The sequence below is a fragment of the Ruegeria sp. C2 genome, assembly GCF_056537765.1.
This window is the reverse complement of the sequence record NZ_JBQFRZ010000009.1, coordinates 1-14,673: the sequence shown is the minus strand read 5'-3', so window position 1 is coordinate 14,673 and position 14,673 is coordinate 1. Positions and strand designations below refer to the sequence as shown.

General features: G+C 53.1%; 12 protein-coding genes. 2 read left to right on the top strand and 10 right to left on the bottom strand.

Annotated features, from left to right (window positions below; translation table 11 throughout):
- Positions 1 to 167: 167 nt before the first annotated feature.
- Complete coding sequence (locus tag ACR0IV_RS18820; RefSeq protein WP_152460691.1) at positions 168 to 1,121, top strand: helix-turn-helix transcriptional regulator; 954 nt, start codon at positions 168 to 170, stop codon at positions 1,119 to 1,121.
- 341 nt (positions 1,122 to 1,462) lie between these two features.
- Here the strand turns inward: ACR0IV_RS18820 and ACR0IV_RS18815 are convergent, their stop codons facing one another.
- The 7 genes from ACR0IV_RS18815 to ACR0IV_RS18785 all read right to left on the bottom strand — a co-directional run bounded on the left by ACR0IV_RS18815 (position 1,463) and on the right by ACR0IV_RS18785 (position 9,456).
- Positions 1,463 to 2,614, bottom strand: a complete 1,152-nt coding sequence (locus ACR0IV_RS18815) for a BamA/TamA family outer membrane protein (RefSeq protein WP_170624891.1) — start codon at positions 2,612 to 2,614, stop codon at positions 1,463 to 1,465.
- Between the two features lie 50 nt (positions 2,615 to 2,664).
- A complete protein-coding gene (locus ACR0IV_RS18810) occupies positions 2,665 to 3,861 on the bottom strand; it encodes a DUF3300 domain-containing protein (RefSeq protein WP_170624890.1) in 1,197 nt (398 codons plus the stop codon).
- Between the two features lie 59 nt (positions 3,862 to 3,920).
- On the bottom strand, positions 3,921 to 4,607 hold the full coding sequence (locus tag ACR0IV_RS18805; protein ID WP_480659622.1) for a lipid-binding SYLF domain-containing protein: 687 nt from the start codon (positions 4,605 to 4,607) through the stop codon (positions 3,921 to 3,923).
- 190 nt (positions 4,608 to 4,797) lie between these two features.
- The gene (locus tag ACR0IV_RS18800) at positions 4,798 to 5,646 is read right to left on the bottom strand and encodes a formylglycine-generating enzyme family protein (RefSeq protein WP_170624888.1); all 849 of its coding nucleotides are present in this window, start codon (positions 5,644 to 5,646) and stop codon (positions 4,798 to 4,800) included.
- 120 nt (positions 5,647 to 5,766) lie between these two features.
- Positions 5,767 to 6,876 (bottom strand): HlyD family secretion protein, encoded by a 1,110-nt coding sequence (locus tag ACR0IV_RS18795; RefSeq protein ID WP_170624887.1) that lies wholly within the window; start codon positions 6,874 to 6,876, stop codon positions 5,767 to 5,769.
- Between the two features lie 112 nt (positions 6,877 to 6,988).
- Positions 6,989 to 7,720 (bottom strand): hypothetical protein, encoded by a 732-nt coding sequence (locus ACR0IV_RS18790; protein WP_170624886.1) that lies wholly within the window; start codon positions 7,718 to 7,720, stop codon positions 6,989 to 6,991.
- 68 nt (positions 7,721 to 7,788) lie between these two features.
- Entirely contained in the window at positions 7,789 to 9,456 is a 1,668-nt protein-coding gene (locus ACR0IV_RS18785; RefSeq protein WP_170624885.1) for a sulfatase-like hydrolase/transferase, read from the bottom strand.
- 410 nt (positions 9,457 to 9,866) lie between these two features.
- Here ACR0IV_RS18785 and ACR0IV_RS18780 point away from each other — a divergent pair, with 410 nt between their 5' ends.
- On the top strand, positions 9,867 to 11,201 hold the full coding sequence (locus ACR0IV_RS18780) for a tetratricopeptide repeat protein (protein ID WP_480588544.1): 1,335 nt from the start codon (positions 9,867 to 9,869) through the stop codon (positions 11,199 to 11,201).
- Positions 11,202 to 11,401: 200 nt separating this feature from the next.
- Here ACR0IV_RS18780 and ACR0IV_RS18775 read toward each other — a convergent pair whose 3' ends face one another.
- From ACR0IV_RS18775 to ACR0IV_RS18765, 3 genes are all read right to left on the bottom strand, one after another.
- Complete coding sequence (locus ACR0IV_RS18775; protein WP_170624883.1) at positions 11,402 to 12,205, bottom strand: bestrophin-like domain; 804 nt, start codon at positions 12,203 to 12,205, stop codon at positions 11,402 to 11,404.
- Positions 12,206 to 12,338: 133 nt separating this feature from the next.
- Positions 12,339 to 12,674 carry a potassium channel family protein gene (locus tag ACR0IV_RS18770; protein WP_170624882.1) on the bottom strand — a complete coding sequence of 112 codons (336 nt, stop codon included), beginning with the start codon at positions 12,672 to 12,674 and terminating at the stop codon, positions 12,339 to 12,341.
- Positions 12,675 to 12,697: 23 nt separating this feature from the next.
- The coding region (locus ACR0IV_RS18765; RefSeq protein ID WP_480734420.1) for an efflux RND transporter permease subunit at positions 12,698 to 14,673 on the bottom strand (1,976 nt) is incomplete at its 5' end.

Sequence of the window (14,673 nt, the reverse complement as noted above, 5' to 3'; positions counted from 1 at the left end):
CCAGCTTCTCCAATTCATGTGTCTCATCGGCAGGTTTTTGCTCTGTTTCCGCCTCCAGAACAGAAGCGTATTCAAATCTGTGATTGGCTACGGGAAATCCCGAGTGGTTTGTTCAGCTTTAGGTTGCTAATCGGCCTCGACGGCAACGCGGAACAGGAAGACGGTCTATGAAAATCGCGGACATTGGCAATTCTGAACTGGATTTCAGACAGACCGGGGAGGCGCGCCTTCAGGAAATTTGTTCCAGGTTTGAGCTGGAGAATGCGTCCTACGCCCATATCGACAAGCATCACAACGTTGTCCACGGTTGCACCACGTTCCCGGCCGAATGGGTCAGGCATTACGTCGACAACGACCTGGTTCTGATTGATCCCCTTATTCGATTTGGCGCCGCAATGATTGCCCCGATTGATTGGGCTGTGTTTGATGATCAGCGTGAACACGCACCGCTATTCGATGCAGCGAGAAAATTTGGTGTGGGTCAGCACGGACTATCCATTCCGGTTATCAATCCGTTTGGGGAGCGTGGCGTCTTTACGGTTACCTCCAACCTGCGCCGTTCCGACTGGGACGCCTTGGTCGGGAGTATGCTCCCTGCCCTTCGCCACGAAGCGCAGGTCCTGCATCTACTCGCGCTCGATGTGATTGATACGGTTTTCAACTTTCCTACGGATGCGTTGTCCGATCAGGAGATGGATGTTCTGAAGATGCTCGCATCAGGATTGATCCCATCCGTAGTTGCTGGCCAGACGGGGCTCTCCTCCAGAATGGTGCATGCTTTGACGTCTTCGATCGTCACAAAACTCAAGTGCCGGACAACGGAACAAGCAGTGGCGAGAGCTGTCAGCACAGGTATTCTTAAATGGACCGATTTCTTTGCCGACCCGGTCGCCGAACTTGCGGATGTTGAAGGACAGACCCTTTGCGGCGGGATCGTGCGTTGGTCTGGAAGATCACACGAGTTGATCACCTTTGAAGATGGTCGAACGGTGCGGAACTTGGATAGCTTTCAGGCGGTTCAGGTCCAGGAAATTGCCAAAGACTTCAATCTGGATGCTGAAAGGATCCTCGAAGAACTTGGGCCCAACCGGGATCAATGCGTGTGGATCAGGCATCTCTGAGTTCGGCCCACGTGCACCGCTTGATTTGCAAAATTGTGAGCAGGGGCAAGTTTCACATAATTTCACTTACAGGCCGTCCTTCTGGCCGTAGTCAATCTTATGTTAATTACAAATTTACTGGGACACCTTTGCTTGGGGAACTGCCATTCGAACTAGACGCAGCTTAAGACCGAATTGTGCCCGACGGTCCGAATGTCACCGATTTCCAGGACTTTGCAAAGTCGAGCGTGCGGCTCAAGAAGAGACGTCCAGCGAAGCTCTTCAATGCCGCATTCGGTGCATACGCGAATTATTGCTATTCGCACCACTTGCTTAGTTACGGTGATTATGGATACCAGTCCTTAGAAGCTTTGTCCGACATAGACGTAGACAAAACCATCACCTTGGTTATTTCTCGTTACGTCGACAGAAAAGTCTATCGGGAAGTCATTGGAAACCCGATACCGCAGTCCCAGACCACCTGCTACCCGATTTCCATCGTCTGTTAATGAGGAGAAACTCGATCCGGTCCATCCGATGCCTCCAAATACGACAAAACCGAACCGACCGCTCAGCCTCTGCCGATACTCAATCTGCGTCGAGACTAAGTTAGTATCGAAGAACTCAGTCGGGGTGAAACCGCGGAACCCATCTGTGAAGCCGATGGAGCACTTGTCAAAAAACGGAGTTTCATCTGAAGCCTGACACGCAGACAGGCGGGTTGCCAACACCGAACTTTGGCTCAACGAATGGAAAGTATCAAAATTTGCAAACGCGTAAGTGTAGCTTCGTTCTACCCCTTCAATAACGTCTGCAAGATTTAGCTCAAAACTTAGGTTTGTTCCTGTTGTCGGATAATCACTGTCGTCCCGTGTATCTCGGTCAGCACGCAGGCTAAGGGCCAGATACTCGCCAGTAAGATCTGGAAGTAATTCATCAGGGATGCGATCATCTTCCGCCGCGAGTTTGATCGTGCTTTCCAGATACCGAACGCCTGCACCTACCGAAAAGTTACGACCTAGATCACGATCAAAACCGACTTCCACGAATTGGCCTTCCTGTTCCAATGGGAAGCGGGTGCCGCCAAAGAAAACGTCATAGTTTAGATTCGCGGTGGCTAGCGTTGCGTCGAAATTCCACCCGCTTCTGAAAGACAAATCTCCGGAGAAGCCATAAGCTTCGCTTCCATTGGAAGATCTCATAGCACCGAGACCAAAATAGGATGTATCTGAGTCTTCAGACGTTTGGAAAAGATATCCGGCACCAAGTGCAAGACCAGAATCCAAAAGCGGGTTTGAGAACGGAACCGGGACGGCGAGAAATGAACCATTTCGTAGCCCGTACGCCTTATTGGTATCCTGTTCGAGGGTCGGTCCGAAGCTTTCTTCGATAGCGGTTTCATTTGCGCCCGCAGCAAACGAGAGAACACCTTGAAGTAATAGTATGCTCGGAACCGTGCCACGCAGACACCTCTTGATCGCGCTCTTAAACTCAGTTGGGTACAAATGCGCCATTGATTTAGACTACTCTGACCGATCCGATTTGGTTGCCAAATCTTACTGGACTAGCGCCTGATAGACCTGTCGCCTCCACCGGCGCGGTTGCCGGGTTTGGGACGGCCTCCGCTTCCGCCTCCCAGAGCGGGACGAGTGCCACCACCTGCGTCTCCTAGGGCGGGGCGCGAACTACCGCTTGCAGGTGGGCTGGCAGGGGGTTGGCTGAATTGCGGTTGTGGGTTTGGCGCGGGCCCGTTGCTCAGAACACCTTCGCCCTGCTGGCGGGCCTTCAGGTCGCGCCTTAGCTCATCTGTACGGGACGGCTTGTTCTTTGCGGGCAGCGTGGAGGGATTGCCATCCGCTAGGCGCCGGGTGTCGTTGATCTCGCGACGGGCTTCCCTTTTGCGGTCATCATCGGGACGCCAGACGGTGTTTCGGGAGTTTTCGATGTCGATATCGATATTAACATCCCCGTCGATGTTCGGACGTGTGTTCGGGTTGCCGATGATCGGGCGTCCGTTCCATCCTCCGCAGTTGCGGCACCCCCAGTAGTAATATCGGTCATCATCATCATCGAAAATCTCGCTTATGAGATAGACTGTGCCTGCCGCAAATAAGATGTTGCGCAGTGCGTCGCCGGTCGTGTCTTCCTGCTCCACGTAAACTGTTTCGGTGTCATATTGCGGGACATAGACAACCTCCGGATCAGTGGGCTGAACAACGACAGCATCCGTTGCATCTTGCGTCACCGTCATTTCATCACCGGAAACAAGCGTGCCGGCATTGATCGCAGTCTGACGCATGGTTTGTACTGCGCCCAAGACGTCCTCTGTCTGCGCCAGCATCGCCAGCCCCATGGTTTCAGTCCAATCGATATTGGCGGCCATACCTGATATGACCTCGGGAAAGCCAATGGCCAACACCTCCACACTTTCGTCAAATCCTTCCGCCTCGATCAGCGGGGTCAGCTCATCTGCGGTGGCACCCTCATTTTCGGCCAGAAGGCGTTCCGCTTTCACCACTTCGAGGGGCTGCGTTGCCGCGATGAACAACTGGGTCAGGACGGTATCGGGAAAAAGGGCAACGGGTGCGACAAGCGCTTCCAGTTCCGCCTGCGTAAGCAAGTCCGCGTCTACTGCTGCGTCATTTGTTTCAGATGTGGTTTCGACGCCGCCGTCTTGGTCGGGAACAGCGTCCTGCGCATGGGTGGTTGTCGCAAACGCAGCCAGACAAGCAACACAAAGAAGATTAAATTTTATCGACATGGCCCTGTCCGACCCCCTCGTTCACAACGGTATTGCACTCTGCGTAGCTACAGAGTGGATCACTTTTCGATCTTGCTGATTTTCGTTCCCTGAAGGCTCGTGCCTGCCATCAGACCTTCCTGGCCGAAGACTATGGGAACGATGTCTCCATTCAGGTCACTTGTGCCCATCGATGCCGACCAACCTTGGTCGCCACCAACCAGCGTTGGACCAGTACCTGCTTCCCAACCATTGTTGCTGCTAAGGTATTCGAGAGCCGTGTCATTTAGAAAAAACATGGCGTAAGAGAATTGCTGAACGCCCGCCTGAAACCCATACGATGCGCCCGCAATATTGTAGTATCCGGTCGTATTGCCGTTTTCCCGCAAAGCTCCCTCGCCATATTGCCCACCAACCATCAGCCCACCCTTGGTAATCTTGGGAAACACCAAGACTGCAACAGCCTTCTCAGACAGCTCTTTGGTCTCAGGTGAGCTTGCGTAGAGCTGCGTAAGAACCTCATTGACGCCATTGTCAATTTGAGCCGCTGTCATGCTTTCGGTCGCATCCACAACAGCTTCGCTTGCTCCCTCTGCGGTATCTCCAACTTTCTTGGCGACGCCAGAAACGCCTTCTGTGACTTTGTCCAGCAGCTTCTGAGCATTCACGGGTTGCCCCAGTAACAGATGTACAAACCCAGCTATCGCGATTGCTGTGATTGCTTTTGTAAGTTGCATTTCTTCCTCCCACTTGACTTGCCGGTGCATCACTTGCGCCGCGCTAAAAAGCCTTCTTGCCAGGTACGTTGACAGCCGTGCTTGGTCGCTACGTACGCCGTTTCTGCCATTGGGTCCTCAAACAGAAACCCCCCCAATTCAGACGTCGTCCGCATGTCATTTCCTTGAACTCCAGCACGGCAAAACTGCACCGGTCGCGCGATTGGAAAATGACGAACATTCAAACATCAAACACCATGCGGAAGCCCTGATGTGTGGTGGTGCTATCCCGCGTGTTTCCCGACCGGGCCGCAATTCGATACCGCCAGCAATAGGTCGCGTGGCAAAGGTACGATCCGCCCTTCAGCAGTCGAAAACCTTTCATCCGATCGAGCTTCTTGCGGACGCTTTTCTTCAAAGAGGGAATTCGGTATGGATCAGCAGTCCACTCCCAAACATTCCCAACGACATTATAGAGACCATAGCCGTTTGGCTTGAATGACGAAGCAGGTGCAGTTGCTGCGTAGCCATCCAGCTCAATGTTCCGATGCGGGAAAGTGCCTTGCCAGATGTTGCAGGGAAAGAAATCGCGATCATTCGGGTCTTCTTCACCCCAAGGATATCTCACATCCCCCAGCCCGCCGCGCGCCGCATGTTCCCACTCCGCCTCGGTCGGCAATCGGCCACCTGCCCAAGTTGCGTATGCCCGGGCATCGTTCCAGGAGACCTGTACGACAGGGTGATCCGGAAACCAGGCGGTCCCAAACGTGCCGGGACCGTTAACGTCAATCCAGTTGGCGCCTTCAACGCGACGCCACCATTCCGTACCTGCGACACCAAGAGGGTTGGGGGTATCATCCGGCACATCGAGCCAAAAAACGAAGGACCATCCAATTCTTTGGGCATCCGTGACGTATCCTGTTTCATCGACAAATCTTTTGAACTGCTCATTGGTGACTGTGGTCGCACCAATGCGAAACGGCTTGAGCGGCTTGGACCGCCGCGTCTCTTCACCATCGTCAGGTATCAACGGATGCGAAGTGCCGACGATTGGGCTGCCGCCAGGGATTTCGAGTGTCCCGTCCAGCATCGGTGCTGCGGCACCGGCTCTCAGCGCGAATATTCCTGCGTTCGCATTTTTTTGAGGACTCGGGGCACAGCAAGACCTATTCGATACCGACATAGACATGCACCTGTTGCATCGCTTTGTTCATAGGTAATTCAGCTTCTTTGTGATCCAGTAAAGGATTTCTGCCAGCGCGGAGATCGCTCCGGCCTCTTCGGTAATCACTAGGGCGGTGCCGGACGCACCAAGCTTTGTCGTCTTGTCACTCAGGTCGTTCGGAATGTCTGCGATCACGATGTATTCCGATGATCCGGCCAATTCACGGAGCGAGGGGAGGCCGCTCCTTGTATCAAGTGCTCCTTCACTTGTTGCAGGAGGTATGTCTCGGATGGTTGTTTCAAACTCTTGGCCTGGAGCACTGCGCATCGCGATCCTGATCTTGTCACCCGCGGAGACGTTCTCAAGGCTGCTCAGCGGCAAGGTCGCAATCAGGACGCGATCTCCCGGAACCACAAAATTGACCGCGCCCTGCAGTGTCGTAACCCGGTTTCCGGGCCTGAGCGAGAGCCCCGTCACCAAACCATCGGCAGGCGCGCGAATTACCGTCTGTTCAAGCACCCATTGTGCCTGAGCCAGCATGTTCTCCACTTCGACGACACCCACATCGACGCCGTCCACCTGCGCTGCGAGACGCCTCTCAAGGCCCGCTTTTCGGGCCGCCGCCGCACGCAGGTTCGTCTCAAGTTGCTCAATTGTGGAAACGGCCTCCTGCAGCTGGAACTCTGACGATGCGCCCCGGTCTGCGAGACGGATGATGTCATCGCGCCGCGCAATGCCAAAGGTTAGCTGGGCTTCAAGTGATGCAATATCAGCTTCGGCGGCTGTCAGGTCATGGCCCAACTGGTCCGCTTCAGCCTGCGCAGAAGAAAGAGCGGCTTCAAGCCGAGCCACTTCTGCGGAGTATTCGGTGTTGTCGATCCGAAAAAGCACATCGCCCTTTGCCACCGGTTGATTGGGCTTCACAGCCACTTCCGTCACCGGGCCAGAAACGTTGGGCGCTATATTGATCACCGCGCCTTGAACGGATGCCGTTCCTGTGGGTGTCGTATGATTCAATGCCCCGATGACAACCAACGCGATGAGAATACTGCCACCATAGATGACAGTCTTAGAGACAGCGTTCCACGGTAACAGGCGGAGTTTTGAGAACACGAGCCAGGCGAGCCCGAAATACAGTGCCAAAACAATCAGCATTTAATGTGCCTCATCAGGTATTCATCATCCAATCAACTCCGTCGGCAATAGGAAGGCCATTCACACGGGTTTCCTTAGTTGGGAGTCGGTTGTCGTTGCTTCTTTCGCGGCATTAGAACGAGAGCTTCGCGCCGACTATGGGCCCGGAGAATGAGAGATCACTCACAACGTCTGAGTTCCCGATATTCCAGTCGAGATGGCGGTACCCAAAACTCAGGTTCCAATTGTTGATCTGGTAGTCAAACGTGATACCTGCCTGCCAGGTCAGATCGCTATCACCCCCGCCAACGTCGGTAATAAATGAAAAGGCCCAACGATCTGCTATTGGGAAGACGCCTCGCACGCCTACGATGGCATCAGTGTTGGAGATTGACCCGGAAACGCGCTGTGAACCGTTACCAACAGCCAGGTTCGCCGTCGTGTCCATGTCGAGGTAGCGGAAGCCACCAAAACCGACCAACTGACCATCCTGCGTATGTCTGAAGTCATACCCGACGGAGCCGGTGAATACGAAACCTGTAACGTCCGCATCTGCGCTGGCCGGGATGCCCGGTCCTACAGCACTGTCTTGATCTGCGCTTACATCGAGGTACTGAAAATCGCCTAATACTGAAATCGGCCCGTTGTTTGCTTCCAGTGCGCCCATCAAACCGAAATCAAGGTTATCAAGTAAGTCTGAGAAACTCACGGTCATGCTTTCGCCGGTGACCGTGGTACCACCCAATTCAGGCGCCCAGAGATAGATAAACGCGCGGAAGTCCCAATTATTTTGATCAGCAAAGGATGGCCCTGCGACACAAGTCATGATCGCGGTCAACGCGGTAGTGCTAATGAGCTGTTTCAAACAACTTCTCCATCTTCGTGTGGCAACTAGATGCCCGGCGGCCCAAGATCAGGGCCGCCGGAGTTCTGTCATTGATTGGGAGAGTCCTTGCGGACGATAAAGGCATCAACTGCGGCCTGTGTTTCTGGCCGAATGTTCTCTATACCTTCGTAGGGCATTCCAAAAGCGGGTGGTGTGTCCGGATAGTTCTCTTTGCGCGCTTTGTGCCGAGCTAGAATACGCACGAATTCCTGGCCACCCCATGCGCCGACTTCTGTCGAAACCGAGTATTCCTCGCGTGTATCGTGGTACAGGTTGTAGAATTTCGCCACGATCGGGTTCTCGCCTGGAGGCGGCAGCTTCAGCTTCAGCTGATCCTTTACAATGGCCTTTGGCTTATCATCGGAATAGATGATGACATGGTCACGGCGTCCCTTTTGCTCATCGTCGAACAGGATTGACGCTGTCTGGTCCACACCATCTACAAGCCGGTCACGCGGGATATACTCATCAGCCCCGGCGAAGCGTGCCAGCGTCGTATAGATGTCAGACACATGGATGATGCTGTTCAGCATGCTGTCCGCCTCGATCATTCCAGGCCAGCGGATAAAGGCATCTGTACGCACACCCCCTTCGGTCGTATCCGATTTGCCGCCACGGAAAATCATCGGGGTATAGCCGGATTGCGGCGAATACTTGGTGAAATGACCGTTGTCGCCCATCACCACAACGATGGTGTTGTCAGCGATGCCCAGCTTCTCCATTTCATCAAACATGTCGCCCAGCCAACGGTCGACCAACTGCATCTTGTCCGCATAAAGGCCCCCATTCGGCGACTGCGGCCCCTCCCGACCAGTTCGCGTGTTGTCGAGCGGCAGCATCGGCCAGTATTGCAGGAAGAACGGCTCTTCTCCTCCAGCAAGGCGGGACAGCTCTTCCATCATTTTGTCCTGAAACGCCTGGTTCATTTCACCATATTTCGCGGCATTCCATCGCTCGCCTTCTTCCATCCGAATCTCACGGATCGGGCCTCCAGCTTCGCCTTCGATAACGGTCATCATGTGCGATGCGTCAGGTCGAAAGAATGCGTCCAAGGTGTAAGTGGGCAAGTAGTCATTATTCGCGACCGACACGCCCTCTTTGATGGCGTCGTCATTGAAAATCGTGAGCTGACCCTGCTGGTGTACCGCCATCTGGGCATAGTCAAAGCCCTGGTTCATGGCCCAGCTCTCAGCAATGTCACCCATGTGCCACTTGCCAACGTGACTGGTTGCATACCCGGCCTGTTTCAGAACTTCCGGCAGGATGACTTCATCACCCGGTAGGCCAAAGCCCGCGATATCAACCGCAGTGTCGCCCATTCCCATACGGACCGGCAAACGGCCAGTCATTTGTGCAACACGGGTTGGCGTGCAAGATGGCTCGGTGTACATGCGCACCAGGCGCATAGCCTCGTCCGAGAAATCGTTTATGTTTGGCGTTTCATATCCGCGCAGCGCGTTCAATTCCGGGATGCCCATATCGCCGAAACCCAAGTCATCAATCAGAACACTGATGATATTTGGCGCTTTGCCGCCGTTCGCTTCGCGAAAGCCTGCCAGCGCATCATCAACGGCAGCGTCATCCTCAGCCCACTGAGTGCTGCGCTGCGATTGCAGGATATAATACTCAGCGTCATGATTGATCGGCGCTTCCTGTGCCAGCAGCGGCTGCGCTGCCAAGGCAATAGGAGCAATTGCTAACCAGGTTAGTTTCATACTCTTACATTTCCTCTGATTGACTTTGCCAGTTCTCTACGGATGGTTTGGAGTGATCGATGATTGTACGCTCTGGAAGTGGGATTGGATTTCTTGTCTGAGCCCAATCAAGCACTCAAGCACATGTACATCTGTGGTGTGGTCTAGATTGCTCAGTTTGTGAATTTCGACAAAGTCGCGGCACATCTCAGCAAAAACTTCATCCCGCTGATAGAGCGCGCAAACGTGTTCAAACCCATTCTCGAAGCACTCTTCTAACCCAGCACTCCACAATTCTTCGATTTCCACAGCAGGCCTCCGGGAACTAGCGGACAAGGATTGAATATTTGAATGAGAAAATTAGGTATAGTTTTATATGGTATGTTACGGTTACACTGAACCCGTAACTTCATGATATTATGTTGTTATTCATGGCTTTGGGATTCGGAATGCAAGGTCAAAGTAAGATCGTTTTGGACAGCGACGCAGTCGTGGGTGCCTTGGACCGTGTCGTGTCGAGTAAAGCCTTCGCCGGAGCTGACCGCCTCAAAGAGTTTCTGAGGTACATTGTTCAGGAAAGTATTGCGGGGCGCGGCGACAAAATACGTGGAAAAAACATTGCTCAGGACGTTTATGGCCGGAAGTCTCAGAAGGACATTTCTACTGCAAATGTAGTGCGAGTCGACGCGGGTCGTCTGCGACGGAGACTGGAAGTGTACTATTCAGACGAAGGGGCAAAAGATCCGCTACGAATTCAAGTCGCCAAGGGTGGCTATACGCCTCAGTTTGAAGTTGCACAGAGCCAAGAAAACGAGACTAAACCAAAAAAGAGCTATGTTAGACTGTACTTTATTGGTGCCGGTGCGTTTGGATTGTTGGCTATTGCTGCGATCACTTTGTGGATTTCGGTGAATGACCCAAACAAGGTGCCGAAGAACTCCCAGTCTGACTCTCGTCAAAACGCAGAACGAGCGGCCCTGTTTGAGGAGTCTCCCACTGCACTTCAAGCGCGCAATCTCGCCGAGGAAGCGCGCGGCTTGTTATTTCCGGCAACGCAGCCGACGCGCCTGCTTGCTGCGCTAACGCTTTTTGAAAAAGCCATCGAGTTAAACCCCGATTATTTCGGTGGATATGCCGGAGCTGCGCAAGCCGCAGCTATGTTTGGTGGACTAGCCCCAGATGGGCCAGACCGCGATCAGATGTTCGAGCAGGCGCGACAATACGCCGAGGAAGCATCGCGATTAGCTCCCGCAGAAGGCTGGAGCCAATCTGCCATGGCATTCCTTTTGATGTTCGAGAGGGATTTCGATGACGCAAACCGCTTGTCCAAGCGCGCAGTTTCATTGGACCCGGATGACCTGATCACACTTGAAATCGACGCGATCATCGCTTTTTTTTCAGGTGACTTTGAAAGGGCTATCGCCAACTCAGACCCGGGTTTGCACCTGAACCGGCGAGGATCGCGTTTTCCTTGGCGAAACGTACTTGGCAATGCGAGTTTCTACACTGGAAACTACAACGAGGCCGCAAAACACCTGATGGAAGCTGCCGCATCGGGTGGTCCGGTCAGTGAGATCAATACCGCGCATCTGATCGCTGCTCTACAGGCGACGGGTAGAACACGAGAGGCGCAAAAACTAGTTAAGGAATACAATGAAGCTTGGCCAGATAGCCGGATCGAAGAACTCATGCTCCGCCTGTTTCAAAATCCGCAAGATGCAGAGAAGCTGATTGCTCAGATGCGACAGGCTGGATGGGTGCCCTAATCATTCCGGCCAGCATAGTGAAAGCCCTACCCTTGAAGTTTGAAATTTCTGTCCAGGATCGTGGCAATCATTGCAATCCTAGCCAAGAAGATTCCTTTGCCTGCACAAGTGAAATTCAAGGTATTCGTCTAAGGCATTGGCCTTTTTTGGTTCCGGCTGAATTCTCCGATTTCCAGCCCAGATGCTCTCAAACCGCGACACTAATCGCTGTTTGCCTGATCAAAATCGGTCGCTGCCATCTCTCGTACTTCAATAGTCAAGAACCGCTCAAAACCAGATGTTGGAGCCCTCCCCGGCGCTTCAAACGGATTGGAAAAAGAAACGGTCATGAACAGGATCAGCCCAGAATAAGCTGCAAACATGGAGACCAGTGTTAAATTCAATGCCGTCGCGGGCCATGTAAAAAAGGCCGCTGATATCAGAACAATACCCACAAGAGCAGCCATACTGAACAACGCCCTTGATGCACCACGCGCTGCGTTCTCGCGCCGTTCCCGCAATTCAGATATCTCTCGCACATCTTCAAGCATGAATTGGTGTAAACGGCTTTGTTCGGAAGTTTCAGGGGTCATCCGCAGCAACAGGGCATATCCTGCCTCCCAATGTTGCCATGCCAGTTCTGAAAGCTCTTTTTTACTGGCGAGTTGTGGCCATTCTTCTTCCGTGACGATCAAGGCATATCGAGCAAAGCTCTGCCGCAACGCATGTGTTTCGACATGCCCGTAACGTTCGGCGTCATGGTAGATGTCGCTAACCAGTGAAGCTTCTCGCGCCGCAGCTTGCGTAACATTGCGTACTCCCGCCAGGTCCTGCGCAAATACAAGCGCCAGAACCAATCCATGCAAGGCTCCAATCCGAAACAGGACAGAGACTGCCAACTCACGTGTTTCCTCCTTCACAATCCTGTTGCGAAAAGCCAAACGCGCCAAGAAATAGCTGACAAGCGCTAAGACAATAATTGAACCAATGAAGGCAAAGGCTGAAAAATACTCGATTGGACCCATCGTCAGTGGCCTCTGGAATAGCTTTGAATATCAACAAGGCTAGGTAACGGTTGCATGGCGCGCCCGTATATCTCGTTCCTTTGAATGCTGCGGAAAGCATGAACGGCTGCTTTGGGGTTCAGCCTGTCACTAGTCACTTTCGCACCTTGAAATTCGCAACAAAGATGGTGGCGATGGTTGTGATCGTAGCTACGAAAATTCCAATGCCAGCAACGGTGAAGATCATCGTAAAGACCTTTCCCGCTGCGGTGATGGGCGCAATATCACCGTAGCCGACAGTCGACATGGTGATGACTGAAAAATACATCGCATTCAAAATGCTCCAACCCTCGACGAGTACGTAAAAGCAAGTACTGACAAAGACCAGTGACGCGGACATTGCGAGCAAGTGCAGCGACCGTCCATCTGTTAACGCCATAGCCAAGGCTCGAAACAGGCCAATATAATTGAATAGAAAGTTACTCAGCATTCCGGTTCTCGGCCATTGAAACGTTAGGCAGGCTCCAGTGTTGAACTGTTATTCTTGTGGCCCTGCCGATTTGCACGCCACTTTCTGACATCGACAAAGTCGAAATAGATCCCAATCACAGTTGGGAAGACGAAGATCACGAGCAGTGTTGAGGCCAGCAGACCAAAAGCTACCGCCGCCACCAATGGGACAAGGACCTGAGCCTGTGGGCTGGTTTCAAAGAGCATAGGCATTAAACCGGCGAAGGTTGTTGCAAAGGACAAAACCACGGGACGGAACCTATGGCGAACCGCGTCAATTGCTGCGTTCAGATAATCGCCATCCTCGATCTCTGATTCAAAAAACGTCAGGAACAAGATAGCATTATTCACTACGATACCCGCTAACGAAGCAAAGCCGATGAAGCTCGGCATTGAAATGTCGATACCGAGAGCAAAATGCCCAAAAATGGTCCCGATTAACGCAAAAGGAATGCTGAGCATAATCATGAACGGCAGGGTGTAGCTGTGGAACTGAAAGGCGAGGATCAGATAGACTCCGACAAGGCCCGTCAGCAGCGCAGTAGAAATCGAGGCCTGCGTCTTCTGCTGCTCCTCCGTGGCACCCCCGATACCTATCGAGACTTCGGGGTACGATTGTTGCAAATCAGGCCCGATTTGGTCTGTGACGAGGGCCGAGACAGCGGTTGAAGTAGTCGCTCGGCGGTCGATCTTTCCAATAATTCGGGAAATGGCTTGCCCGTTCTTTCTGGTGATCTGCGCGTAGGCTTGAGTAAGTTCAATGTTGGCAACGCCCGACAGTGCCACTTGCTCACCGGTTGGGATTGTAATTGGAAACTGCTCTAGATCGGCAAGTGTTGGTACTGAGTCGCCAAGCTCAACGCGGATTGCGACATCTGAAAACTGTTGGCGGAAGCTATCTGTCTCAGTTCCCGAAAACGCAGCCCGTAGTTGCGCACTTACGCCCTGTGGGGTCAATCCGGTGACATAGCCGAACTCCGTCAGCGAAAGTCGAATCTCAGATCGGCCCTTCGAAAAATCCTGATAGGCTTCGGTCACGTCATCTCGAGCGATCAGCCTTTTAAGTAGCTCATTGGTCGCAGCCTCCAAATTCTCAAGATCGTGTGAGGCGAGTTCCACGTCCAGATCGTCTCCACCGGGGCCAGCCGCGATCTGCGTGAAATTGCTTTGAACCAGATCCGGCAGAGGTCCCGTAGCTTGTTTCCAAAGGGCCAGTACGTCATTTGCAGCGACGTTGCGCAAATCGCTTTCAAGCAGATCTGCGGTAACAGTAGCCGTATAGGCACCATTGTCTTTGACGTCCTGATTGACCGAATACTGAACCAGAATACGCTCGACTAGAGGCTGAGCCTCTTCGGTTCCAGGCGTCAGCTCCGTGTCTACTCGCTGCAGACCCGAAATCAGTTGCGCCACAGCATTCTGAGTGCGCTCGATGGGTAAGCCAGAAGCCAAGGCGATACGCGCCTCAATTGTGTCACCTTCGGTCTCTGGAAAGCCGACAACTTTAACTAGCCCGGATGCCAGCATTCCGATGCTCAGGATTAGGATCGCAAAGACCGATCCCAACGTCGCGTACCGCCATCGTAGCAGAGCCGAAGCGACTGGAATGAAGAACCCATCGCGCGAGCGATCCAACAAGCGTGGTACAAAACGCCGGGCATTTTTAACCGCATCGGCACGTGTATGAGCCATATGATGAGGAAGGATCAGAAATGCCTCAATCAGGCTGGTGATCATCGTCAGCAGTAACACGATCGGGATCACCTGAAGCACTTTTCCGGTTTCACCTGAAAGAAACATCAACGGGCCAAACACGCACGCAGTGGTCAGAAAGGATGACAGTACACCTGGCATAACTTCCGTAGCGCCCTTGATTGCAGCTTCTTTAGGCCCCAGCTTCTGGCGCCATTTCGCGATATTGTCCGCTATGACGATGCTGTCATCCATGATCAGACCGATTGCCATCAGCAATCCGATCA